Here is a 22,107-nt window from a genome sequence, read left to right as displayed (position 1 = left end):
CAAGACGTACAGAAAGAACAAACACTGCCATGACCATGAGCACCGAGCAGGCCAACTGGTTCTGCGATACCTTCGCCAAATTGGTGTCCAATGTCGGACTGTCCGTGCTGGGCAAGGACCAGGCCATCAAGCTGGTGCTAACTGCCATGCTCACCGAAGGGCACGTGCTGCTCGAAGACGCACCGGGCACCGGCAAGACCATGCTGGCCCGCTCGCTGGCCGCCACGGTGCGGGGCAGCAACTCGCGCATCCAATTCACCCCGGACCTGTTGCCCTCGGACGTCACCGGCATCACCATCTACGACCAGCGCAGCGGGCAGTTCGACTTCCACCATGGACCGATCTTCGCCAACCTCGTGCTGGCCGATGAGATCAACCGCGCGTCTCCAAAGACCCAGTCGGCGTTGCTGGAAGTCATGGAAGAAGGGCGGGTCACCGTCGATGGCACCACCTACCCGCAGGCTCGCCCGTTCATGGTGATTGCCACCCAGAACCCGATCGAGCAGGCCGGTACCTACCGGCTGCCCGAAGCCCAGCTGGACCGTTTCCTGATCAAGACCTCCATCGGGTATCCGGACCGGGAAGCCACCGTGGCGCTGCTTTCGGGCAGTACCCAGCGTGACCGCTCGACCGCGCTGAGCGCCATCATCACTACCGAAGCAGTGGTGGAAATGGCCGAGCTGGCAACCACCGTGCATGTGGACACCGCCGTGCTGGAGTACGTCGCGGCGCTGTGCGAAGCGACCCGCGAAGTTCCGGAAACCCGTTTGGGAGTTTCGGTCCGCGGAGCCCTGGCGATGGTGCGCGCGGCCAAGGTGTGGGCTGCCAGCCAGGGACGGAACTACGTGCTGCCGGATGACATCAAGGAATTGGCGCCCTATATCTTCACCCATCGCCTGGTGCTGGACCCGGAAGCGGAATTCACCGGCACCACCTCCGCCCAGGTCATCACCTCGGTGCTGCGCAAGGTCCCGGCCCCAACCCGCCGTGGCAATGAAGACTCCGCTCCGGCCGCCGGCAAGGACCAGGACGAGCATTAATGAGCAGACGAGCTAAGCGTTCTGCACGGAGCACCAGGCTGAATCGCAGGGCCGAAATGTCGCTGACCATGGCCAGCGAAGCAATGCAGGTGCTGCGCGAATACCTGCGCCCTGCAACAGCGCGGGTCAAGGAATTCAGCACCCGTTTCCTCGCACCGGTCACCACGGTCATTTCGCCGCTGGGCTTCGTGCTGCTGGGTACAGCGATTCTCCTGTGGATCCTGGGCGCCAGTTTCGGCTGGCAGGAGGCCCTGCTCGGCGCCTTCATGGCCACCTTGCTGCTGCTGGCTTCCGTGGGATTCATCCTGGGCCGCAATGATTTCAGCGTGGACCTGGACCTGCACCGCACCCGTGTCGCTGTGGGGGACCGCGCCGTTGGCGCCCTGCAGGTGGCCAACCAGGCCTCGCGCAGCGCAGCGCCGGTGATGATGGAACTTCCGGTAGGCCATGGTGCCGCCCAGTTCCGGATCCCGCGCCTGGAGCCGCAAGGAACGCACGAAGACCTGTTCACCATCCCGACCCAGCGCCGCCAGGTGCTGGAGGTGGGGCCGGTCCGCTCGGTCCGCCAGGACCCCTTCGCCATTCTGCGCCGGCAGGTGAAATGGACCGACCGCTACGAGCTGTTCATCCATCCGCGCACCACCGCGCTCGATGGCTCCTCTGCTGGTTTCATCCGCGACCTCGAAGGCATGCCCACTTCGGATCTCTCGAACTCCGATGTGTCCTTCCACGCCCTGCGCGAATACCAGGCAGGAGACGACCGCCGCCATATCCACTGGAAGTCAACGGCGCGTACCGGTGAATTGATGGTCCGCCAGTTCGAAGAGACCCGGCGTTCGCACCTGGCACTGAGCCTGAGCACCAATCTGGACGAGTACTGCGAGGCGCACGCAGAGGAAGATTTCGAACTGGCTATTTCGGTCGCTGCCTCCATCGGGCAGCAGGCAGTGGCGGAACAGCGCAAGCTGGCCATCGTGACCCAGCAAGGTCCGGTGCGCACCGACAGCGGCCGCATGATGATGGACTCGCTGACCCGCATCGAAGCAGCCGCTGGCCAGCGCGAGAACCTGGTGCAGGTGGTTCGCCACACCGCCGATATCGTGCCCGGAGCGTCGGTGCTTTTCTTCCTCACCGGCACCAGGACCAGTGCAAAGTCGCTGCGTGAAGCCTGGATGCATGTGCCTGCCGGAGTGCGCGCCATCGCTATCAGGTGCGAGACCGGCATGGAGCCGACGCGCTCGAACATTGGCGAGCTGACGGTACTGAGCCTGGGCAAGCTGGAAGAACTCGGCTTGATGCTGCGAAAGGCCGTGGCATGAAACAGTCTTTGCCCCTCTGGCGCTTCGGCGTTGACGCGATCTGTCTGGGATTGGCCCTGGTCCTTGGTGCCCTGGGTCTCCTGGACGCCTACGGCGCGAGCTTGAACTTCATCCTGGCTGCCGTCGGCGGAATTGTTGCCGGTCTTGCACTGGCCTGGGCCAATGTGCACTTCAAGCTGGGTACTTGGCGGACCATGGCCCTGTTCGCACTGCTGTACCTCGTGCTGGGCACCCCGTTGGCGACTCCACGCGAGGCTGCCTTCGGAATCTTGCCCACCGGGCAATCCCTGCGCACCTTGCTGACCGGCCTGGTCTTCAGCTGGAAAGACATGCTCACCGTGGCGCCACCGGTAGGCTCCTACGGCGGCGTATTGATCGTGGCCTTCCTTTCCGCGCTGCTCACCGCGCTGCTGGCCGGCTTGGCGGCCTGGCATTTGCGCTCGCCGTATTGGACTTTGCTGCCGCTGCTGGCGATGTTCGTGCTGGGTATTGTTTTCGGCACCCGCGACGTGCCGATGCCGATCGCCCGTGGCGTCGCCTTGATTGCGGTATTGGTCGGTTGGCTTGCCTGGCGGCGCTTTATGGACACGCGCATTTCCGGCGGATTCAGCTCGCTGAACCACGAGCAGCTTGACTCCCATGGCGGCCAGCAGATGTTGCTGCGCCGCATCATTGCCGGAGCCCTGGTGCTGGCCGGAGCCGGCGTAGCGACCGCCGCGGCCACTCCGCTGCTGGCCCCCGAAACCCCGCGCCAGGTGTGGCGCGATGCGTTGGAACCGCCTGTGGATCTCTACGATTATCCAAGCCCGCTGACGAGTTTCCGCAAGTATGTGAAGACAATGGCTGACGACACCCTGCTGACCGTCAAGGGCTTGCCAAAGGACGAGCGCATCCGCTTGGCCGCATTGGATTCCTACAACGGCATGGTCATCAACGTGGATCCTTCCGCTGGTGGCAGTTTTGCCCCCGTGGGTGATGCCAGCGATATTCGTTCTGCCCAGACGCTGGAAGGCCGCGAAGCGGCTGAACTTGAAATCTCGATCCAGGACTATGAAGGGGTGTGGGTTCCTTCCGGAGGCAAGCTCATGGGCTTGGATCTGGCCGGCGGTCGTGAAGATGAACTGGCCCGTTCCCTGTTCTACAGCGATACCTCTGAAAGCGCGCTGAGCTCCATTGGCCTGGAGAAGGGCGATGCCTACACGGCTAAGGTGCTCTTCCCCGCCAAGCCGAGCGATGACCAGCTCAATGAACTGGATTTGGCGCAGTTCCGCATGCCAGAGCTGGCCAATGTGCCAGCCACGGCGGGAGCCAAGGCCGCCGAATTCACCGGTACGGCACGCGGCGACCTGCAGCGCGTGCGGAGCATTGAAGCCATGCTTTCCGGAACCGGATTCTTCTCCAACGGCACCGAGGGCCAGGTTCCCTCGCTCTCCGGGCACGGAGCGGGACGTATCACCAGCCTGCTCGATGCCGAGCAGATGATCGGCGATGACGAGCAGTATGCTGTCGCGATGGCGCTGATGGCCCGCGAGCAAGGGATCCCTGCGCGCGTAGTCATGGGTTTCTACCCGGAGGAATACGCGCCGGGGAAGGCCGTTGAAATCAAGGGGTCCGATGTTCATGCCTGGGTGGAGATCGCTTTCGAGGAAATAGGCTGGGTTGCTTTCAACCCGACGCCGAATGAAGACGAGCAGCCCACTCCTCCGGAACAGGAACCCAAGGCTGTGCCGCAGCCGCAGGTGCTGCAACCGCCACCACCGGCGCAGGAAGAAGCGGATTTGCCTCCGCAAACTGCACCGGAGCCGCAGGAAGTCGAAGAGGAACCGAAAACCTTCTGGGAACGCTGGGGCCAGGTCATCATTGTCGCCGGCATTTCGCTGGGTTCGGTGCTGCTTGTGCTCTCGCCGCTGCTGCTGGTTGCCTTGCTGAAGCTGCGCCGCAGGCAGAAGCGTTCTCAAACCGGCAGCGCCGGTGACCGCGTGAGCGGTGGCTGGCAGGAATTGCTCAGCCATGCCACTGACCACCGAATCGCGACTGCCAGCGGTGCGACCCGGCGGGAAAGTGCCGGCGTGCTGGCCGACGGTTTCCCGGCGCTGTCCAGCCCGGTGCAGTCGCTGGCGCAGCGTGCGGATGCGGCGAACTTCGCGCATGAAGAACCGACCGAAGAGCAAGTGCGGAAGTACTGGGAGGATGTCATTGCGCAGACCCTGAAGATGCAAGAGCCGCTGGGCTTCTTCGGCAAGATGCGGGTGAAATACTCTCCACGCTCTCTGATACACGAGTTGGCGGCTAAAACGGTCACCACGGCACGAACATTGCAACGGAAAAACAGGAGCAAGCCATGGCGGTAAAAATGGACCTGGTAGATGCCCGAACTGCGCAGCGGCTGCTTTCGTGGCTCGTCGACTTCCTGCCAGTACTGGTCCTCTCGGCTATTTTCCTGCCGATGATCGGATCCAGGATGGTGAACTCGCTGGATGCGCCGCAGATCATGGGCGAGATCGCCGGAACGTACATCCTGTACGGCGTCCTGGCTCTGGCCTACACGGTGTTCTTGTGGTGGTGGGAAGCTGCTGCAGGCAAGAGTCTTGGCAATGTGCTCCTCGGGTTACGCACCGCTACTGTGTCAGGCGAGCGCCCGGGCTGGGGCAAGACCATTATTCGCCGTTTGCTGATAGCCGTCGCGGGTATCGTTCCGATCCTGGGACCGGTGCTGATGGTGATCTCCAACCAATTCGACGCGAACGGCAAGAAGCAGGGATGGCACGATAAGGCGGCCGGGACGCTGGTACTGGATATCAAGGCTGGACGGGATCCGCTGACTACCGGTGGTACTGGGGGACCGGGGTCTTTCGCGCCTGAGCAGCAGTATGCTCCGGGCCGTCGCTTCGTGGGCGAACCAGAAGAAGAGCCCGGCAAGTCCTCGGGAGTCATCGATTCGGTGCCAGGCGCCGTGCGCGCCAATGCGCCTGAGGCGCAGAAAGCAGCTCGTCCCCGTCCTGCCTCGCAGCCTAAGCCGGAGGCGAAGATCGTTGAAGTCCCTTCGTCCAAGTCCGGTGGTGACCCGGATGCAGATCTCGGTCACACGCAGATTCGTTCGCAATCGCCTGATGCCTTGCATCTGCTCTTTGACGATAGCCGGTGCCTTGACCTTGCTGGCAGCATCTTGATCGGACGCAACCCTTCCTACGCAGAGGGCGATGCAGGTGTTCACCTGGTCGCCGTGGATGATCCGGAACGCACCGTCTCCAAAACGCATCTGCTGATCGAGCCGGGCGTAGGCAGTGTCTGGGTTACGGACCGGGATTCGGGCAACGGCTCATCCATTGTCGATGAAGATGGAAACGTGCGCGAACTTGTCCCGGGCAAGCCGGAACAGGCAATGATTGGCCATACGGTGTACTTCGGTGACCGCTACTTCCAGGTGGAACGTCCATGACAGATACTAGCCCGGCAGCCAGCCTCAGATTCAGCCACGGCCAGGCAACTGACCGTGGACTGCGCCGCGCCCTGAACGAGGACAGCTTGCTGGCCTCGGAACGGTTGTTGGCCATTGCCGATGGCATGGGCGGGCATGAGGCAGGTGAAATAGCTAGCACCCTGTGCCTCAAAATCCTGGGTGCAGGATTCCAAGACGCCGGCACCAATCTCGATCCGGAAACCCTGGACACGCTGCTGCTTGAAGCTGACCGCAGCATTGTGGAGGCAGGCTCCGGCCGAGCCGGAACCACACTCACCGGGGCCGTGCTGATTGATGCAAGGACCTCCAGCGGGCAGGAAGAACAACCCGAACTGCTGGTCTTCAACGTAGGCGACTCGCGCACCTACCTGTGGGCCCAAGGATTGCTGCAACAGGTCAGCATCGATCACTCCGAAGTGCAGGAGCTGATGGATATCGGCCAGTTGGACGCCGCGCAAGCGGCCACCCATCCGCGCCGGCACGTCATCACCCGCGCATTGGGGATCAACGCCAACAGCCAACCCGATTACTGGCTGGTGCCACTAGCAGGGCACGAACGCATTCTGGTCTGCTCAGATGGGCTGAGCAGCGAAGTCGGCGACGCCGCAATCCAGGAGATCCTCTCGCGTTTCCCGGATCCGCAGCAGGCGTCCGAGGAACTGGTCCAAGCGGCCATCGACGCCGGAGGACGCGATAATATCAGCGTGATCGTCGCCGACGTGCAGTATGGGCACCCCGATGATGTTGGCATTACAATCCCACGCATATCGACCACGAGCCACCAAGAGGAGAAATCATGAACGGCCTGAGTTACATTCCCGGAGACTGGTACGCCCTGGTGAATAACCAGCACATCGTCCTGCTTCCTGCCAGCGCCAGCGCCGAACAGGTCAACGTTTTGTGGTCCAACCTCGTTGGGAAGACGACGGTGGAAGCACTGCTCTCAGAGCTGTTGCCGCTTTACCAGATGAACATTGCCGAGCTGCCGAACTTCGCTTTGGTTTCCCGGGACAGGGCACCGCATCTGGTCTTGCGGGGAGCCCCAGAATTTACCGCACGGACAGCTGCCGGTGACGAGCTGGTCAGCGGTGCCGGCATTGCGACCTGGACCGAACGCAAACTTGGCGAGTCGAAGTCATGGACTTTGAGCACCGGTTCGGCGAATCCTGAAGCTGCGTTCGCGCTGCCAATTAGCGAAGGCATTGTTCGAGTATCCAGCCTTGAGTGGGGCACCGAAGGGGATGCGGCTGCTGGTGCGCCCGCCGGTGCCGCATCCAAATCACCCGCCACCCCTTCTGCTCCGGCCAAAGCAGCTCCAAGCGTGATGGCGCCTGCCGCCGCTGCGGCCAAGCCTGCTGCGGCTCCGGCAAAGGCGCCAGCGCCAACCGCGGCTAAGCCTGCTGCTGCGCCCGCGCAGGCAAAGGCCCCCGCAGCAACGGCGGCTAAGCCTGCGGCGGCCCCCGCTGTTGCCAAGCCGACGGATGCTCCGGCAAAAGCTCCAGCGGCAGCGAAAGAGCCAGCGCCAGCTGCTGCTAAGCCTGCGGCGGCCCCCGCTGTCGCCAAGCCGGCGGCTGCTCCGGCAAAAGCTCCAGCGGCAGCGAAAGAACCAGTGCCAGCTGCGGCTAAGCCTGCGGCGGCGCCCGCGCAGGCAAAGACCCCCGCAGCAACCGCGGCCAAGCCTGCTGCTGCGCCCGCGCCGGCAAAGGCCCCAGCGGCAGCGAAAGAACCAGCGCCAACTGCCGCCAAGCCGGCATCCGACCCGGGCGCCGCCGCGCCGTCCAAAGAAGCAGGAGATCCCAAGGGCCCCGCAGCTGTGTTGGCACGAGCAGCCAAGGCAGCCGACGCGGCCAAGGTATCTGCACAGGGTGCCGGGGATGAGCAGACAGATGGCACGGCAACGAGTTATGCGCTGCCGCCGACCGAAGTCTCGGAAGAAACTCAGGATCCAGCACAATACGAGCAGGAAGCCTACTCGGAGGAACTATCGCTGGGCGGACAGCTGCTGGGTGCCAGAGGTGCAGCAGAGACCGTCTACGATACCGGCCAGGGCGATGATCTGGACACGATTATCAAACCGCGCCCGGGAAGTCCTGCCTCTTCGGCGCGGCCGGTTGAACCAGCCGACGACGAGCACACGATCATCCGCGGCTCCAGTGTTCCGAAATCCAGCGCCGCTTCAGGTTTGGACGCCAAGGACGGCACCGAAAATTCGGTGTCGCTGAATGAATTCATCTTGGCCCGCTCTTGCTCCAAGCGGCATCCCAACCCTCCAACTGCCTCGACCTGCCGGGAATGCGGCGAGCGCCTCACCGGCCAAGCGCAGCAAGTTCGCAAACCGGCCATGGGCCGCATGATTGTCAGCGATCACGGTGGCGCTCGCGAATACGCCCATGAACTGAACCGCTCGGTGATCCTGGGGCGCCAGCCAAGCGCAGCAGCCATCAAATCCGACACCGAACCCCGGCTGCTGAAGGTGGAAAGCCCAAGCGGTGATATCTCCCGTTCGCACCTGCATGTGCATGTGGAAGGATGGCATGTGCAGCTGGTTGACCTGGGTGCGACTAATGGCACCGTGCTCCTGCGCGAAGGGCAGCGGCCACGGCGCCTGTCCCGGCACCAGGAGATCATGCTGATCAACGGCGATGTTGCTGATCTGGGCGATGGCGTGAGCATACGCTTCGAGGATCTGCCGTGAGCCTGCGGCGCGCGCCAGCTCCGGCACCGCAGATCCCGGGATTCACCTACGTCAAGCCGCTGGGCACGGGCGGATTTTCCGATGTCTATCTGTACGAGCAGCACCGGCCCAACCGCAAGGTGGCGGTGAAGGTGCTGCTGGCGGATGTCAGCGATGAGGAAGCCCGCCAGCGATTCGAGGCGGAAGCCAACTTGATGGCCCAGCTGTCCACTCATCCGTATATTGTCACGATCTACCAAGCGGAGATCACCGAAGACGGACGTTCCTATTTGGCCATGGAGTATTGTTCCCGGCCTTCTTTGGACGTCCGATACCGTCGTGGCGTCCTGAGCATTGATGAAACGCTGTCCCTGGCGATCCAGTTGTGTTCAGCGGTGCATACTGCGCATCTTGCTGGCATTGTGCATCGCGATATCAAGCCGGGAAACGTGCTGACCACCGACTACAACAGGCCGGCGCTGACCGACTTCGGCATCTCGGGAACTATCGGTTCACACACCGCTGGGCTTTCGGTGCCATGGTCCGCACCGGAAGCCTTCGGCGATGGCATGCCTCCGGGTGTGCGCATGGATGTGTACTCGCTCGGTGCCACGATCTATACGATCTTGGCCGGGCATTCGCCATTCGTCCGTCCTGGACAGGATAATTCGCAGGCAGTACTCATTGAGCGGATTTGCAATACGCCGTTGGTGCCGTTGGAACGGCTTGATGTTCCTGAATCATTGAGCCAGGCGCTGGCGGTAGCCATGGCGAAGAACCCGGCGTCGCGATTCGGCTCGGCTGCCGAACTGGCCCGCTCGATGCAACGAATCCAGATCGAGCTGGGCTTCTCGGTCACGCCCTTTGAAGTACTTGAAGAACCTGCAGAAGCGGTTGACGAAGATCACGGCGAGAGCACTCGCGTTCGCAATGTTACTTCGATTAGCGATGCGCAGCGTCCGCTGCCTGCCCCACCGATGATTTCCTCCGTTCCCGGGCAACGGCTGCGGCAGGCAGGACCGTCAGTTCCAATACCGCGGCTGGAAATGCCGAAGGATTCCATTTCGGCTCCGGGCCAGCAGAGCGCAGCTCCAGGCGAATCAGGAACGCCGGTGGACGCGCCGGCAGAACCGAAGCCGCGCCAGGGCCTGCCGAAGGTCTTCATCGCAGTGGGCCTTGTGCTATTTCTCCTGGTTGGCGGCGCTGTCATTGCCAACATGTACTTGCCGGACCAAAATGCTGCACAGCGTTCTGGCCCGCCTATTACAGCGACGGACGGGCCCAAGGATGCATTGGTTGGCGGCACTGTGCCGAAGGTGGATAATTTTGCGTACTCCACGGTCGGAGAAACTGTAACTTTCCGTTGGTCCAACCCAGAACCGAATAAGGCAGACCATTACCGGTGGGCTCCAATTACCGCCACGGAAACGGGAGAATACAAGCAGACGATGTCCCCAAGCGCCACTACCGAGATCGGGAAAGGCGGACAAACCTGTATCGAGGTCAAGCTCGTGCGCGATGATGGACGTATCTCGGATGGAGCACGGTTCTGCACCGCCGCAGGTTCAGGAAAGTAGGCAAGAGAGATGAGTGAAGTAACTATCGAGTACTGCGGACAGTACTATCCTGTCCACGATGCCAAGCCCTTCACCATCGGCCGAGAAGGCGACCTGGCCATCGACGACAATCCCTACTTGCACCGGCACTTCTTGACGATTACCAAGCAAAGCGGGCTGTGGTGGCTTAATAATGTCGGTAGCCGGCTGACCGCGACGATTGCTGACCGTACCGGCGGACTGCAGGCCTGGCTCTCGCCGGAATCGAGCCTGCCCCTGGTGCTGAACCGGGTGGGTGTGGTTTTCACCGCCGGTCCCACCACCTACGAGCTATCGATTCATGTTGCGCAGCCGGCATTCCGGCAGGCCTACATGGACTACGACGCTTCGGGCGAGACCACCATTGGCCCGGTGCTGCTGACCAGTGCCCAGCGGGCCTTGGTCGTTGTCCTGGCTGAGCCGATGCTGCGCCGTGAAGGCACTGGCTTGAGTTCAATTCCCACAAGTGCCGCTGCCGCCGCCCGGCTGGGGTGGGGAATTACGAAGTTCAATCGCAAACTCGATAACGTCTGCGACAAATTGGACAAGGCCGGCGTGGCCGGGCTGCGCGGGGGGCCTGGAAAATTGGCCACCAACCGCAGGGCGCGACTGGTGGAACACGCTGTGAGTTCGCATCTGGTGACTCGTGCAGACCTAGCCATCTTGGACTTCGAAGTTCCCGACGAAGACTAGGATGCCAGCGGCGCTGCACAGAGCAATGGCCCGGAAAATTCCGCTAGGGAACGTTCCGGGCCATCGCTTTCAGCAGGCCTTAGCGCCGGCCAATAGTCCAGCCCAAACGCGGGGCCAGCGCCCGGCGCCTGCGGATCCGGGCTACACGCTTCTTGGGCTCTGCGGCTTCTGGTGCAGGAGCCGGAGTATTGCCCATGGCAGCGAGCAGCGCGGTAACTACCGCCACTTCCTCGTCACTGGGGTTTCCCTTGGTGACGCGGATCTGCGGGGCAACAGGCAACGCAGCGTTCTGTTCCATGGGAGTGCTCCTTATTGGTTTTAGCTGGTACTAGGCGGGCAGGCACTGCTGCTTACAGCGGGATGTTGCCGTGCTTCTTCGGCGGCAGGCTAACGTGCTTCTCGCGCAGTGCGCGCAGGCCGCGAACCAGCTGGAAGCGGGTCTCGCTCGGGGCGATGACCGCATCCACGTAGCCCAGCTCCGCCGCCTGATAGGGGTTGAGCAGTTCGGCCTCGTAGTCGTCGATAATCTGCTTGCGGCGGGCCTCGACGTCTCCGCCTTCGGCTTCCACTGCGGCCAGATCGCGGCGGTAGAGGATGTTCACTGCGCCCTGGGCACCCATCACGCCGATTTGCGCGGTAGGCCAAGCTAGGTTCAGGTCCGCGCCCAGCTTCTTCGAACCCATCACGATGTACGCTCCGCCGTAGGCCTTGCGGGTAATCACGGTCAGCTTCGGCACCGTGGCCTCGGCGTAGGCGTAGAGCAGCTTCGCACCGCGGCGGATGATGCCCTGGAATTCCTGGTCCTTGCCCGGCAGGAAGCCTGGCACGTCCACGAAGGTGAGGATCGGGATGTTGAAGGCGTCGCAGTTGCGCACGAAGCGGGCAGCTTTTTCCGAGGCGGCGATATCCAAGGTGCCAGCGAACTGCATTGGCTGGTTGGCGACGATGCCCACGGTGCGCCCTTCGATGCGGGCGTAGCCAATCATCACGTTCGGTGCGTACAGCGACTGCATTTCAAAGAAATGCTCGTCGTCGACAACCGACTCGATGACCGTGCGCATGTCATAAGGCTGGTTGGCGGAGTCCGGGATGAGCGTATCGAGCTCCAGGTCCTCGGCAGTGATATCCAGTTCTTCATCGAATTCGGCAACCAGCGGATCCGAGAGGTTGGACGACGGGAGGAAATCGAGCAGTTCCTTGCAGAACTCCACGGCGTCTTCTTCATCGGACGCAAGATAGGTGGCGGTACCGGTATTGGCGTTGTGCTGGCGGGCGCCGCCCAGGGTTTCCATGTCGATTTCCTCGCCGGTAACCGTCTTGATGACGTCCGGACCGGTGATGAACATGTGGCTGGTCTTGTCGACCATGATCACGTAGTCGGTCAGTGCAGGGGAGTACGCTGCACCACCGGCCGATGGGCCCATGATCAGCGAGATCTGCGGGACAACGCCCGAGGTATGGACATTGTTGCGGAAGATGTCGGCGAACATGGCCAGGGAAGCGACGCCTTCTTGGATGCGGGCACCTCCGCCATCCAGGATGCCGACAACTGGGCAGCCGTTGCGCAGCGCAAATTCCTGGACCTTGACGATTTTCTCGCCGTTGACCTGGGACAGGGAGCCGCCGTAGACGGTGAAGTCCTGGGAGTAGACAGCCACCAGGCGGCCATCGACGGTGCCGTAGCCGGAGACCAGGCCATCGCCTAATGGCTTCTTCTTCTCCATGCCGAAGGCGGTGGAGCGGTGGACTGCGAGGGCGTCGAACTCAACGAAGGAATCCTCGTCCATGAGCATTTCAATGCGTTCGCGGGCAGTGTGCTTGCCGCGGGAGTGCTGCTTTTCAATCGCTGCTTCGCCACTTGGCGCTTTAGAGAGCTTCTGGCGGCGGCGGAACTCAGCAAGCTTTCCGGCGGTGGTGGACAGGTCGATTGACTCGGCTGCCTCGGTTCTGCCCTGCGTCATGCCTTCGACTCCCTCGAGTTGTCTTCAATGTGTAGGAATGGCACAAGAAAAATGCCAACTAAGCCAGTCTAGCTGGGCAAACAGCTCATTTGTTTGTAGGAATCTTACAAAATGGCCCGATATCTGGTGCGTGGCACGCCAGAATAAGTTACTGAACAGTAGCTTAGTGGGGGATCATCGCGTAATCTATATCACATGACTAGTGAATCGCGCACTCTTATCGCACCTGTTCCCGGGAACCTGGAAAACCGCACCATCCTGATGAGCGGCGGTAGCCGCGGCATCGGCCTGGCTATCGCCCTGGCCGCAGCCAAGCATGGGGCCAATGTGGTCCTGCTGTCCAAGACCGATACGCCGCATCCGGCACTGGAAGGGACCATCCACACCGCCGTTGCGCAAATCGAAGAAGCAGGTGGCAAGGGCCTGGCCGTAGTTGGCGATGTCCGCGTGGACGCCGATGTGCAGCGCGCGGTGGAAGAGGCCGTGGCAAAGTTCGGCGGCATCGACATTGTGGTCAACAACGCCTCGGCCATCAACCTGGCCAAGACCGATCAGCTTGATATGAAGCGCTACGACCTGATGCAGGACATCAACGTCCGCGGCACCTTCCTGCTCTCAAAGTCCGCGCTCCCGTACCTGCGCGCCTCCGAGCATGCCCATGTACTCACCCTCTCCCCGCCATTGAACCTGGAACCGAAGTGGGCTGGACGGCATTTGGCCTACACCATGGCCAAATACGGCATGTCGCTGACCACCCTTGGCCTGGCCGAAGAGCTGAAGGACGATGGCGTCGGCGTGAACTCGCTCTGGCCGGAAACCCTGATCGATACCGCAGCCATCCGGAACCTGCCGGGCGGACAGGAAATGGTTCAGGGAGCGCGCGATGCTTCGGTCGTGGCAGATGCCGCCATGGCCATTCTTGCCAGCCCGCCAGCCGGAGTCAGCGGAAACTTCTTCACGGATGGACAGGTGCTGACGCTGGCTGGCGAGACGGACCTGGAGAAGTACACCTTGAACCCAGAAGTCCCGCTGGTTGAAGACATCTTCCTCTAGGCAGATGACGAGGCAGGACTAAGCGTAATCATCGGCCGGTGCCATAGGGTTGGAGGTATGGAAAACCCGCATGGCACCGACCGCGCAGTTCTCGATTCCCGGCTCTTCACCGAGCTCACCGCGCAGCTGGGATTGGGGCTGGTTAATATCAAGCCAACCTCCGGTTCAACCAATACCGAGTTGGCGCAACTGGCTGGCAATGGGGATGCCGGCCACCTCAGCGTGTACTTCACGGATCACCAGCAGGCAGGCAAAGGGCGTTTGGGCCGTGAATGGGTAACTCCGGCAGGGTCCTCCCTGACCGTCAGTGTCTTGGCGGTGCCCGGTCCCAGCTTCCCTGCCGAATCCCTGTCTTGGTACACCATGCTTGCGGCCCTGGCTTGGAGCCGGGCCGCCGAGAATATCGGCGGCGTTCCCTTGGGCATCAAATGGCCCAACGATTTGTTGGCCGGAGAGCAGAAAGTCTGCGGCATACTGGCGCAAATGGTTCCAACTGGCAACGGCTACGGGGTAGTGGTTGGCACCGGAATCAACGTGAACCAGAACCGGGACGAGCTTCCGGTGCCCACCGCGACCTCCCTGCGTTTGGCTGGCGCCCAGAACTTGGACCGCACCGAACTGCTGGCTGAGTACCTGAAGCAATTCGCAGCACTGGATCAGGGTTTCCGCCGGGTCGGCGGCTTTGCGCAGATGCCGCTGCCGGGAAATAATGGAAAATCTTTGCGCCAGCTCGTCAGCGACAAGCTGGCCACACTGGGACATGAAGTGCGTGTGGAATTCCCCGATGGATCCACGCTGGTTGGCAACGCGGTCGAGTTGGGCGCAGACGGCTCACTGGTTCTGGAATATGGAACCGGGCAGCGAAAGCACGTGATGGCAGGGGACGTGCACCACGTACGGCGCGCCGACGGAAAGTATGCCTAACCAGACTTGGGTCTTGGCCCGGGACTATTATTGGAGATGATGACCGAAGCACGGAGTCGAGAACAGGAGGGGCGAGGAACAACACGATGAAGTTGCCGCTGCATGAAAGGGAACGAGTGATTATCAAAACTCGTGAACATTCCCGAGTGCTGCGCCAGCCCGTGGGAGCCTTCCTCGTATTGACTGCCCTGTGCACCTTCTCGTTGGGCTATCTCTCCCGGGAAGATCTCTCGGACTGGCTAGCTGGCAATGCGAATGTGTGGATGGTTGTTTCGGTGGTTCTCTGGGCCGCACTGGTGCTGATCTGGAGCGTGATTCCCTGGGCCCGCTGGCTACGCAGCCAAATCGTCTTGACCACCGAGCGGATCATGTTCCGGCCCACATACAACGATGGCAAGCTGCAATCTGTAGGATTATTTACAGTTCGCGACCTCGTCGCGCACAGCAAGGCGAAGAACACCATGACGCGTGCGGGAACCTTGGATATCGTGCTGAACCAGGGATACGTGAGACTCTCACATGTCCCCTCGGTACCGTATTTCCGATCCCTGGCAATGGAGGCGATGGCGAACCTGCGCAGCAACCAGAATGCGGCGCACACCGAAACGACGAACAGTGAGGGCATGGGGGCATGAGCACCGAGCACACCAACACACCCCGAGCAGACTCTCCGCAGTCCGCCGCCGAGGCTGTCCGCGGCGCCCGCCAGCACCCCCCTGTGGCCACACCGGCCGAGTCGGATCCAATTTTCGAACTTGCGCAGGCCATGGAAGGCCCCTTGCGCATTCCGGCCCACACCCCCGACGCTGTCCGCGACACCGTCGCTTCACTGGAAAGGCGGCTCATCGGCGGCCAACGCGAATTCCGTCGCCGCGAGGTCGCTTCCGAGGCCGGTGTTTCCCTGCACTCCGCGCGCAAGCTCTGGCGCGCCATCGGCTTCCCTGAACTCAGCGATGATGAAGTGTTCTTCACCCAGGCCGACAAGGAAGCCCTGGGCACCATGGTGGGGATGGTCCGCGAAGGCAAGCTGACCGAAGAAACCGCCATTTCCCTGATGCGTTCGGTTGGCCAGATGACTGACCGCATGGTGGTATGGCAGATCGAAGCCCTGGTTGAGGACATGATCGCCAACCAGAACATGTCGGATCGCCAGGCGCGCCGCCAGCTTTTCGGCCTGCTGCCCGAAATCATTCCAGCGATTGAAGACCTGCTGCTCTACTCATGGCGCCGCCAGCTGAACTCTGCCGTGCACCGCATGGCATTGCGGGTGGAAACCGGAGTGGCTGCCTACAACCAAGACCGTGGCGACGAAGATGGCGGCACCCCGCTGCCGCTGGCCCGTGCGGTGGGCTTTGCCGACCTGGTCTCCTACACTTCGCTGTCGCGCCGCATGAACGAGCGCACCCTGGCCCAGCTGGTGCAGCGCTTCGAAGCCAAATGCGCCGAAGTCATTTCCGTGGGCGGTGGCCGCCTGGTCAAGACCATTGGCGATGAAGTGCTCTACGTGGCCGAAACCCCGCAGGCCGGCGCCGAGATTGCGCTGTCCCTGTCGCGCGAGCTGGCCAAGGACGAGCTCTTCCCGCAAACCCGCGGCGCGGTGGTCTGGGGCCGGCTGCTCTCACGCCTGGGCGATATCTATGGTCCTACGGTGAACATGGCGGCTCGGCTGACCTCGCTGGCGGAACCGGGCACCGTGCTGACCGACGCGATTACCGCAAACACCCTGCGCAATGACGCACGCTTTGTGCTCACCGCCCAGGAAATCACCGCGGTGCGCGGCTTTGGAGACATTCAACCCTATGTGCTCTCCGCAGGCGAGGGAGCAGGACTGGTGATCGACTAATGGCTAAAGAACCAGCACCGGTACCGTTCATCCTCGCCGCGGCAGGGCTGACGGACGTGGGCCGGAAACGAACGCAAAACCAGGACCGCATCCTGATTCACGACATCGTGTATGCGGTAGCCGACGGCATGGGCGGTCACGAAGCTGGCGAGGTGGCCAGCCAGCTTGCGGTGGAAACCATGCAGGAAATCTGCACCTTCGCCAATAAGACGTCGGTTCGGAAACTGCCATCCGTGCCGGATGTCCAGCGCCAGGTGCAGCTGGCTGATGACCGCATTCGCGAAGCGCTTGAATCACGTGGCGGCACTACCTTGTGCGCATTGGTGCAGATCAAGACCCCGGGCAAAGGCCGGGACAATGTGACCGCTCCACTGGCCGCGGTGCCGCCCTGGACTTCAAGTTTCGCGATGACCCAGAACACTGATGTCATCTCCAAGATCACTCCGCAAATGCTGGAGAACCACCGCGCCAGTTTGGCTCCAGCTACCGAGCCGATTCCGGTGGTCGCCGATGAAATCCCGAGCCTGTTGCTGGTCAACGTGGGGGACTCGCGCGGATACCGGCTGCGTGATGGCGCCCTGCAGCAGCTGACCCGTGACCACTCGGCCGTGCAGGAAATGGTGGATGCCGGGCAGATCACCGAGTTGGAAGCCCGCAATCATCCGCACCGGAATCTGATTACCCGTGCGCTTGGCGCCGGCGCCGAAAGCCAGCCGGATCTCACCGTCTTGCAGCCGCGCATCGGCGACCGCTACATGCTGTGCAGCGACGGGCTCTCGGGCGAACTGACCGAAGACATCTTGCAGACCTTGCTGGTGAACTACAAGGACCGCACCGAAGCGGCCCGGATTCTCACCGGGGCCGCACTGGAAGCTGGCGGCCGGGACAACATCGCGGTGATTGTCCTTGATGTGCTGGCAGCCGAGTCCGCGCAAATTGACGCACCTGGGAACTAGGGCTCCAAGCCAGCTAAACTGTCCGCTGGTGGGGCACAATTGAATACGTGAGTGAAAAAGACGTAACACCAGTTGAGGCCACCAACGTTCCGCCAGAAGCTGACAAGTCCCGCTATGAACAGCTGGTCGAGCAGATCCGTGCCCACCGCGAGGCGTACTACCAAAACGATGCTCCTCTGGTCTCCGACGCGCAATACGATGCGTTGTTCCATGAGCTCCAGCTGCTCGAGGCAACCTATCCCATCCTGGCTGGACAGGATTCGCCCACGCAGGAAGTCGGCGGCGAAGTTTCCGCCGCCTTCGCATCGGTCACCCACGCAAGCCGCATGTACTCGCTGGAAGACGTTTTCTCACTTGATGAACTCGAAGCGTGGCTCGAACGTGCCCAGGTCAATGCCGAACGCCTGCACCCGCAAACCCCGGTCAAGTGGCTGTGCGAAGTCAAAATCGATGGCCTGGCACTGAACCTGACCTACCGCCAGGGCAAGCTGGTGCGTGCAGCTACCCGCGGCGACGGCACCACCGGTGAAGACGTTACCCACAATGCGCTGACCATCGGCGACATCCCGCAGGAGTTGTCCGGCACCGGCTGGCCCGAAGAATTCGAAGTCCGCGGCGAAGTTTTCATTGCCACCGATGACTTCAACAAGTTCAACGAAGCGTTGATTGCCCAGGGCAAGGCGCCCCTGGCCAACCCGCGCAACGCGGCCGCCGGGTCCTTGCGCCAGAAAGACCCGGAACAGACTGCTAAGCGCCCGCTGCGCATGTTCGTGCACGGACTGGGCCGCAGCCGCGATTTCAACCTTGCTGAACAGTCCCAGGCTTACGAGCTGATGCGCAACTGGGGTCTTCCGGTTTCGCCCTACGGCCGCGTTGTCGGCAGCCGCCAGGAAGCCAAGGACTACATTGCCGAGCACGGCGAGAAGCGCCACGACTTGATCCATGACATCGATGGCATCGTCATCAAGGTCGATGACCTGGCCACCCAGGAACAGCTGGGCTACACCTCGCGTGTTCCACGCTGGGCTGTCGCCTACAAGTACCCGCCAGAAGAAGTGCACACCAAGCTGCTGGACATCCAGGTCCAGGTGGGGCGCACCGGCCGCGTGACGCCTTTCGGCGTGATGGAACCGGTCCTCGTCGCTGGCTCCACCGTTGCCCGCGCGACCCTGCACAACCAGGAAGTCGTCAAGGCGAAGAACGTCAAGATTGGCGACACCATTATCCTGCGCAAGGCGGGAGACGTCATTCCTGAAATTGTTGGCCCGGTGCTGCCACTGCGTGAGGGCAACGATGACCTGCGTGATTTCGTCATGCCTGTCGAATGCCCATCCTGCGGGCAGCCACTGGCGCCGGCCAAGGAAGGCGATGTGGACATTCGTTGCCTCAACGCTGAATCCTGCCCGGCCCAGCTCACCGAACGCGTGGCCTACCTCGGCGGACGCAGCGCCCTTGATATCGAGGCGCTGGGCTACGAAGCAGCAGCGGCCCTGACCAGCGGTCCGGGCGAGGACCCTGCCACCCAGGGCGGCATCATTCTGCCTGCTGGCTCCGGCCCGCTGAAGAATGAAGCCGAACTGTTCAACCTCAAGGACATGCTCGACGAGCTTGGCGAGGTGAAGGTATGGCGGGAAAAGCGTTCCAAGGGGGAAGGCACCGGCATTTTCGAGCTCGTCCCGTACTTCTACTCCAAGGCCACCGCCAAGAAGCCGTCTGAGCCAACCAAGAGCACCATGAAGCTGCTCGATGAGCTGGAAAAGGCCAAGGGCAACCCGCTGTGGCGCGTGCTGGTGGCACTGTCCATCCGCCACGTTGGCCCGAACGCTTCGCGGGCCATTGCCACCCGCTACGGTTCCATGGATGCCCTGCTCGAGGTCCTTGACTCGGGCAACGCCGAGGCTGAACTGAGCGAAATCGATTCCGTCGGATCAATCATTGCCGACGCGCTGGTGGACTGGTTCAAGGTGGATTGGCACCGTGAAATTGTCTCCTCCTGGCAGGCCGCTGGGGTGAAGATGGAAGACGAGCAAGATGCGAACATCACCAAGAACCTCGAAGGCTTGGCCATTGTGGTGACCGGTACCTTGGAACACTATTCCCGCGATACCGCCAAGGAAGCGATCATTGTCCGTGGCGGCAAGGCCACCGGCAGCGTTTCGAAGAAGACGGACTTCCTGGTGGCCGGCGAAGCCGCAGGGTCAAAGCTGGACAAAGCCCGGTCCCTGGGTGTTCCGGTACTGGACGAAACCGGATTCGGCGTCCTGCTTGAACAGGGCCCAGACGCAGCGCGCGAGGTAGCCCTCGCCGCACTAACGGAAGGCTAGAAATGGACCGCGCAGTGACTCATGATCCGCTGGTAATGGTTGCCCGCCGGGCCGCCGCCGCCGGCGCCGAAGTACTCAACCGCCGCGATGAATCGCAGTTCAACCTCACCGACAAATCGGCGGCCGGGGACTGGGTGACCGACTTCGACCGTGCCGCCGAGGAAGCAATTCGCGCGGCCATCCTGACCTCCCGGCCCAACGACGAACTGACCGGCGAGGAATATCCAAGTGCCAAGCCTGCGAACCCGAGCGGCTTGCGCTGGAGCATTGATCCGCTGGATGGCACCACGAACTTCGTGCGCAACATCGCCTATTACTGCTCCTCGGTGGGCGTCTGCCAACGCAACGAGGATGGCAGCGAGACCTGGGTAGCCGCGGCCATCGTCGCCCCTGCATTGCAGGTGGAATACTTCGCCGGAAAGGGATTGGGTGCATGGAAGCTTGATCTGCGATCCGGGAAGCTCACACAGCTCACCGGACCGGCCGAATCCGAGACCAGGATCCTGGCAACTGGCTTCGGCTATGATTCCCAGCGCCGCCAGTTCCAAGCCCAAGTGCTCGGGCAGATGCTCCAGGACTACGTCAATGTGCGCCGACTCGGCTCGGCCGCGCTGGACCTGTGCCTGGTGGCCGAGGGGTCTTTGGACGCCTACGCCGAATATGGCACCCAGGAGTATGACTGGGCTGCCGGCGCGCTGATTGCAGAGGAAGCCGGATGCCAGGTAGGCAGGCCCAGCAGCAACCCGGGCTGGCAGTACGCCGGATTGGTGGATCCAGCCAAGCTCGCGGAGCCTAGCGCCTAGGGAAGCAAAGCTGCTATCCACTGATGCGCGTAATGGATGGCGATGCCCACAGCTACACCGCCGCACACCTGTGTGGCGGTGTGCTGGTAGCTGCGGATCCGGGCCCAGGAAAGCACCGCAAGGAAGAACACCACTAGCGGCATCAGCTCGGCCTGCTGTCCCGCCACCTGCAAAACAACGTAGGTGCCCACAGCCAGGTGCACCGAGACCTTCCACCACAAATTGATCACGGCAACAAGCGCCAATCCAAGCAGGATGCTGAGCACTTCGAGGAAGATCCCGGAACCGGCATCCATGACCCGCAGCACGAGCAGGCCGCACAGGATCAATCCTGCGGTATAGGCATAGATCCCATGCCGCTGACGCCGTACGGTCACGTGCATATCGGTGACCTTGCCGCGCAGTTTCGCCCCGGCCAGGATCAGCCACGGAATAATCGTGGTGAACAAGGCGGCAACAATCGACTCGGTCCAGCGCACTGAGGAATCCCGCCATGGCGTTGCCAACAGCAACACGGTGGCCAGGATAATGGGGGAGAGCACGTGCGAAACCACTAAGGCGATTTTTCGCACCGCAAGAGGTGAGCTGGCTGTCGAGGTCTGCTGCATCGGGGTCATTGGCCTTGATAGGGGTAGCGGTTTACTGCCGTCGTGGCGACTAATCCACTGTACACGTGGAGCCGTCAATAATTCCCCTCGCAGGCCGACGGCGATGAGCCCTCGGATCCAACTTCCAGTCCCGCACTGCAACCGTGTACTCCGTCATCTTGGAGCGGGGCGAAGCCATATTGGATCAAGGCCCGGATCTGAAAATCTCGGTTAACGCCGACGGTTCGTTCACCCACGTGCTTCCGGTGGATGCCAGTGAATTGCCCAGCCCGATGGCCGTCATCGTCCAGGCGCAGCCGCAGACCGGAGAATGCGGGGAATCCGACTCCTGCGCGGTGCGCCAGTGGGCTGTGGTCATCGAGCCACAGGACCGCTAGCGAGCAGGATTAGCCTTGCGCGTTGACCAGGTAGTCGTTGCGGATCCGGATGAGCTTGGGCAGGTACCAGCCAAGCACGAGCCGCTCGGCTAGCCAGCCCAAGGGACCCAATGGAGCTCTGAAGCGGATCTTGTCCACCATCAACGTCCCCTGGTCCGACTCGTAGAATTCATGGACGTGGTGGAAGGACTTGAAAGGCCCTCGCTCCTGCTGGTCGGTGAACGTGTGCGGGGCATCCAGGTCGGAAATCCTCGAGGTCATCCGGAAGGGGATGCCGAAATGCTTGGCACGCCAGGTGACCTGCTCGCCTAATCCGATAGCGCCGCTGGTAACCCCCGCCACGGCCTTTTCCTGCGAATTGGCCATTGAACCGGCGTGCGCGTCGATGCTGAGCGATTTCTCGAAGAGGTCGGCACGTGAAGCACCGCAAAGCGTAACGCATTCAAAGTAGACGGCCATGGCTTCAGTATGCCATTG

General features: G+C 62.0%; 20 protein-coding genes. 16 read left to right on the top strand and 4 right to left on the bottom strand.

Features of this window, described 5'->3' with window-relative positions; genetic code table 11:
* Positions 1–29: 29 nt before the first annotated feature.
* The 8 genes from ACFVHU_RS09640 to ACFVHU_RS09605 are packed head-to-tail and all read left to right on the top strand — an operon-like array spanning position 30 to position 10,781.
* Entirely contained in the window at positions 30–1,040 is a 1,011-nt protein-coding gene (locus tag ACFVHU_RS09640; protein ID WP_105661752.1) for a MoxR family ATPase, read from the top strand.
* Complete coding sequence (locus tag ACFVHU_RS09635; RefSeq protein WP_105661753.1) at positions 1,040–2,359, top strand: DUF58 domain-containing protein; 1,320 nt, start codon at positions 1,040–1,042, stop codon at positions 2,357–2,359. The genes ACFVHU_RS09640 and ACFVHU_RS09635 overlap by 1 nt, the downstream gene beginning before the upstream one ends.
* Positions 2,356–4,710 carry a DUF4129 domain-containing transglutaminase family protein gene (locus ACFVHU_RS09630; protein WP_388024119.1) on the top strand — a complete coding sequence of 785 codons (2,355 nt, stop codon included), beginning with the start codon at positions 2,356–2,358 and terminating at the stop codon, positions 4,708–4,710. The genes ACFVHU_RS09635 and ACFVHU_RS09630 overlap by 4 nt, the downstream gene beginning before the upstream one ends.
* Entirely contained in the window at positions 4,701–5,798 is a 1,098-nt protein-coding gene (locus ACFVHU_RS09625) for an RDD family protein (protein ID WP_388024117.1), read from the top strand. Before ACFVHU_RS09630 ends, ACFVHU_RS09625 begins: the two co-directional genes overlap by 10 nt.
* Positions 5,795–6,619 carry a PP2C family protein-serine/threonine phosphatase gene (locus ACFVHU_RS09620; protein WP_388024115.1) on the top strand — a complete coding sequence of 275 codons (825 nt, stop codon included), beginning with the start codon at positions 5,795–5,797 and terminating at the stop codon, positions 6,617–6,619. The genes ACFVHU_RS09625 and ACFVHU_RS09620 overlap by 4 nt, the downstream gene beginning before the upstream one ends.
* Positions 6,616–8,514, top strand: coding sequence for an FHA domain-containing protein (locus tag ACFVHU_RS09615; RefSeq protein WP_388024114.1), 1,899 nt, complete (start codon positions 6,616–6,618; stop codon positions 8,512–8,514). The genes ACFVHU_RS09620 and ACFVHU_RS09615 overlap by 4 nt, the downstream gene beginning before the upstream one ends.
* Entirely contained in the window at positions 8,511–10,070 is a 1,560-nt protein-coding gene (locus tag ACFVHU_RS09610) for a serine/threonine-protein kinase (protein ID WP_332503532.1), read from the top strand. Before ACFVHU_RS09615 ends, ACFVHU_RS09610 begins: the two co-directional genes overlap by 4 nt.
* Positions 10,071–10,079: 9 nt before the next feature.
* Positions 10,080–10,781, top strand: coding sequence for a hypothetical protein (locus ACFVHU_RS09605; protein ID WP_332503534.1), 702 nt, complete (start codon positions 10,080–10,082; stop codon positions 10,779–10,781).
* Between the two features lie 79 nt (positions 10,782–10,860).
* Here ACFVHU_RS09605 and ACFVHU_RS09600 read toward each other — a convergent pair whose 3' ends face one another.
* Both ACFVHU_RS09600 and ACFVHU_RS09595 read right to left on the bottom strand, forming a co-directional pair.
* The gene (locus ACFVHU_RS09600; protein ID WP_105657136.1) at positions 10,861–11,079 is read right to left on the bottom strand and encodes an acyl-CoA carboxylase subunit epsilon; all 219 of its coding nucleotides are present in this window, start codon (positions 11,077–11,079) and stop codon (positions 10,861–10,863) included.
* Between the two features lie 52 nt (positions 11,080–11,131).
* Positions 11,132–12,742 (bottom strand): acyl-CoA carboxylase subunit beta, encoded by a 1,611-nt coding sequence (locus ACFVHU_RS09595; protein WP_388024113.1) that lies wholly within the window; start codon positions 12,740–12,742, stop codon positions 11,132–11,134.
* A 195-nt stretch (positions 12,743–12,937) separates the two neighbouring features.
* Between ACFVHU_RS09595 and ACFVHU_RS09590 the strand changes: the two genes are divergently transcribed.
* The 7 genes from ACFVHU_RS09590 (at position 12,938) to ACFVHU_RS09560 (ending at position 20,645) form a co-directional block, all read left to right on the top strand.
* A complete protein-coding gene (locus tag ACFVHU_RS09590) occupies positions 12,938–13,795 on the top strand; it encodes an NAD(P)-dependent oxidoreductase (RefSeq protein WP_133833029.1) in 858 nt (285 codons plus the stop codon).
* 57 nt (positions 13,796–13,852) lie between these two features.
* On the top strand, positions 13,853–14,719 hold the full coding sequence (locus ACFVHU_RS09585; protein WP_388024112.1) for a biotin--[acetyl-CoA-carboxylase] ligase: 867 nt from the start codon (positions 13,853–13,855) through the stop codon (positions 14,717–14,719).
* An 86-nt stretch (positions 14,720–14,805) separates the two neighbouring features.
* Positions 14,806–15,354 carry a hypothetical protein gene (locus ACFVHU_RS09580; RefSeq protein WP_388024110.1) on the top strand — a complete coding sequence of 183 codons (549 nt, stop codon included), beginning with the start codon at positions 14,806–14,808 and terminating at the stop codon, positions 15,352–15,354.
* Positions 15,351–16,562: an adenylate/guanylate cyclase domain-containing protein gene (locus tag ACFVHU_RS09575; RefSeq protein WP_388024108.1), complete on the top strand. Its 1,212-nt coding sequence runs from the start codon at positions 15,351–15,353 to the stop codon at positions 16,560–16,562. The genes ACFVHU_RS09580 and ACFVHU_RS09575 overlap by 4 nt, the downstream gene beginning before the upstream one ends.
* Positions 16,562–17,518 carry a PP2C family serine/threonine-protein phosphatase gene (locus ACFVHU_RS09570; RefSeq protein ID WP_133833026.1) on the top strand — a complete coding sequence of 319 codons (957 nt, stop codon included), beginning with the start codon at positions 16,562–16,564 and terminating at the stop codon, positions 17,516–17,518. The genes ACFVHU_RS09575 and ACFVHU_RS09570 overlap by 1 nt, the downstream gene beginning before the upstream one ends.
* Positions 17,519–17,565: 47 nt before the next feature.
* Positions 17,566–19,842 carry an NAD-dependent DNA ligase LigA gene (ligA, locus tag ACFVHU_RS09565; protein ID WP_388024106.1) on the top strand — a complete coding sequence of 759 codons (2,277 nt, stop codon included), beginning with the start codon at positions 17,566–17,568 and terminating at the stop codon, positions 19,840–19,842.
* Positions 19,843–19,844: 2 nt separating this feature from the next.
* Positions 19,845–20,645, top strand: a complete 801-nt coding sequence (locus tag ACFVHU_RS09560) for an inositol monophosphatase family protein (RefSeq protein WP_105657144.1) — start codon at positions 19,845–19,847, stop codon at positions 20,643–20,645.
* Here the strand turns inward: ACFVHU_RS09560 and ACFVHU_RS09555 are convergent.
* Positions 20,642–21,199: a hypothetical protein gene (locus ACFVHU_RS09555; RefSeq protein ID WP_332487793.1), complete on the bottom strand. Its 558-nt coding sequence runs from the start codon at positions 21,197–21,199 to the stop codon at positions 20,642–20,644. The genes ACFVHU_RS09560 and ACFVHU_RS09555 overlap by 4 nt on opposite strands.
* A 197-nt stretch (positions 21,200–21,396) precedes the next feature.
* Here ACFVHU_RS09555 and ACFVHU_RS09550 point away from each other — a divergent pair, with 197 nt between their 5' ends.
* Positions 21,397–21,630, top strand: coding sequence for a hypothetical protein (locus tag ACFVHU_RS09550; RefSeq protein ID WP_388024104.1), 234 nt, complete (start codon positions 21,397–21,399; stop codon positions 21,628–21,630).
* 9 nt (positions 21,631–21,639) lie between these two features.
* On the opposite strand, the gene ACFVHU_RS09545 is transcribed toward ACFVHU_RS09550, so the two are convergent.
* Complete coding sequence (locus tag ACFVHU_RS09545; protein WP_388024102.1) at positions 21,640–22,089, bottom strand: cyclase; 450 nt, start codon at positions 22,087–22,089, stop codon at positions 21,640–21,642.
* Positions 22,090–22,107: the final 18 nt, after the last annotated feature.

Source organism: Glutamicibacter sp. NPDC127525, from assembly GCF_042672105.1.
In the GTDB taxonomy this organism is placed as follows: Bacteria; Actinomycetota; Actinomycetes; order Actinomycetales; family Micrococcaceae; genus Glutamicibacter.
This window is presented reverse-complemented; position numbering and strand designations above follow the sequence as displayed.

Coding starts and splice junctions, on each gene's coding strand:
- ACFVHU_RS09640 (WP_105661752.1), top strand. CDS start 30: ATGACCATGAGCACCGAGCAGGCCAACTGGTTCTGCGATACCTTCGCC.
- ACFVHU_RS09635 (WP_105661753.1), top strand. CDS start 1,040: ATGAGCAGACGAGCTAAGCGTTCTGCACGGAGCACCAGGCTGAATCGC.
- ACFVHU_RS09630 (WP_388024119.1), top strand. CDS start 2,356: ATGAAACAGTCTTTGCCCCTCTGGCGCTTCGGCGTTGACGCGATCTGT.
- ACFVHU_RS09625 (WP_388024117.1), top strand. CDS start 4,701: ATGGCGGTAAAAATGGACCTGGTAGATGCCCGAACTGCGCAGCGGCTG.
- ACFVHU_RS09620 (WP_388024115.1), top strand. CDS start 5,795: ATGACAGATACTAGCCCGGCAGCCAGCCTCAGATTCAGCCACGGCCAG.
- ACFVHU_RS09615 (WP_388024114.1), top strand. CDS start 6,616: ATGAACGGCCTGAGTTACATTCCCGGAGACTGGTACGCCCTGGTGAAT.
- ACFVHU_RS09605 (WP_332503534.1), top strand. CDS start 10,080: ATGAGTGAAGTAACTATCGAGTACTGCGGACAGTACTATCCTGTCCAC.
- ACFVHU_RS09600 (WP_105657136.1), bottom strand. CDS start 11,079: ATGGAACAGAACGCTGCGTTGCCTGTTGCCCCGCAGATCCGCGTCACC.
- ACFVHU_RS09595 (WP_388024113.1), bottom strand. CDS start 12,742: ATGACGCAGGGCAGAACCGAGGCAGCCGAGTCAATCGACCTGTCCACC.
- ACFVHU_RS09590 (WP_133833029.1), top strand. CDS start 12,938: ATGACTAGTGAATCGCGCACTCTTATCGCACCTGTTCCCGGGAACCTG.
- ACFVHU_RS09585 (WP_388024112.1), top strand. CDS start 13,853: ATGGAAAACCCGCATGGCACCGACCGCGCAGTTCTCGATTCCCGGCTC.
- ACFVHU_RS09580 (WP_388024110.1), top strand. CDS start 14,806: ATGAAGTTGCCGCTGCATGAAAGGGAACGAGTGATTATCAAAACTCGT.
- ACFVHU_RS09575 (WP_388024108.1), top strand. CDS start 15,351: ATGAGCACCGAGCACACCAACACACCCCGAGCAGACTCTCCGCAGTCC.
- ACFVHU_RS09570 (WP_133833026.1), top strand. CDS start 16,562: ATGGCTAAAGAACCAGCACCGGTACCGTTCATCCTCGCCGCGGCAGGG.
- ACFVHU_RS09560 (WP_105657144.1), top strand. CDS start 19,845: ATGGACCGCGCAGTGACTCATGATCCGCTGGTAATGGTTGCCCGCCGG.
- ACFVHU_RS09545 (WP_388024102.1), bottom strand. CDS start 22,089: ATGGCCGTCTACTTTGAATGCGTTACGCTTTGCGGTGCTTCACGTGCC.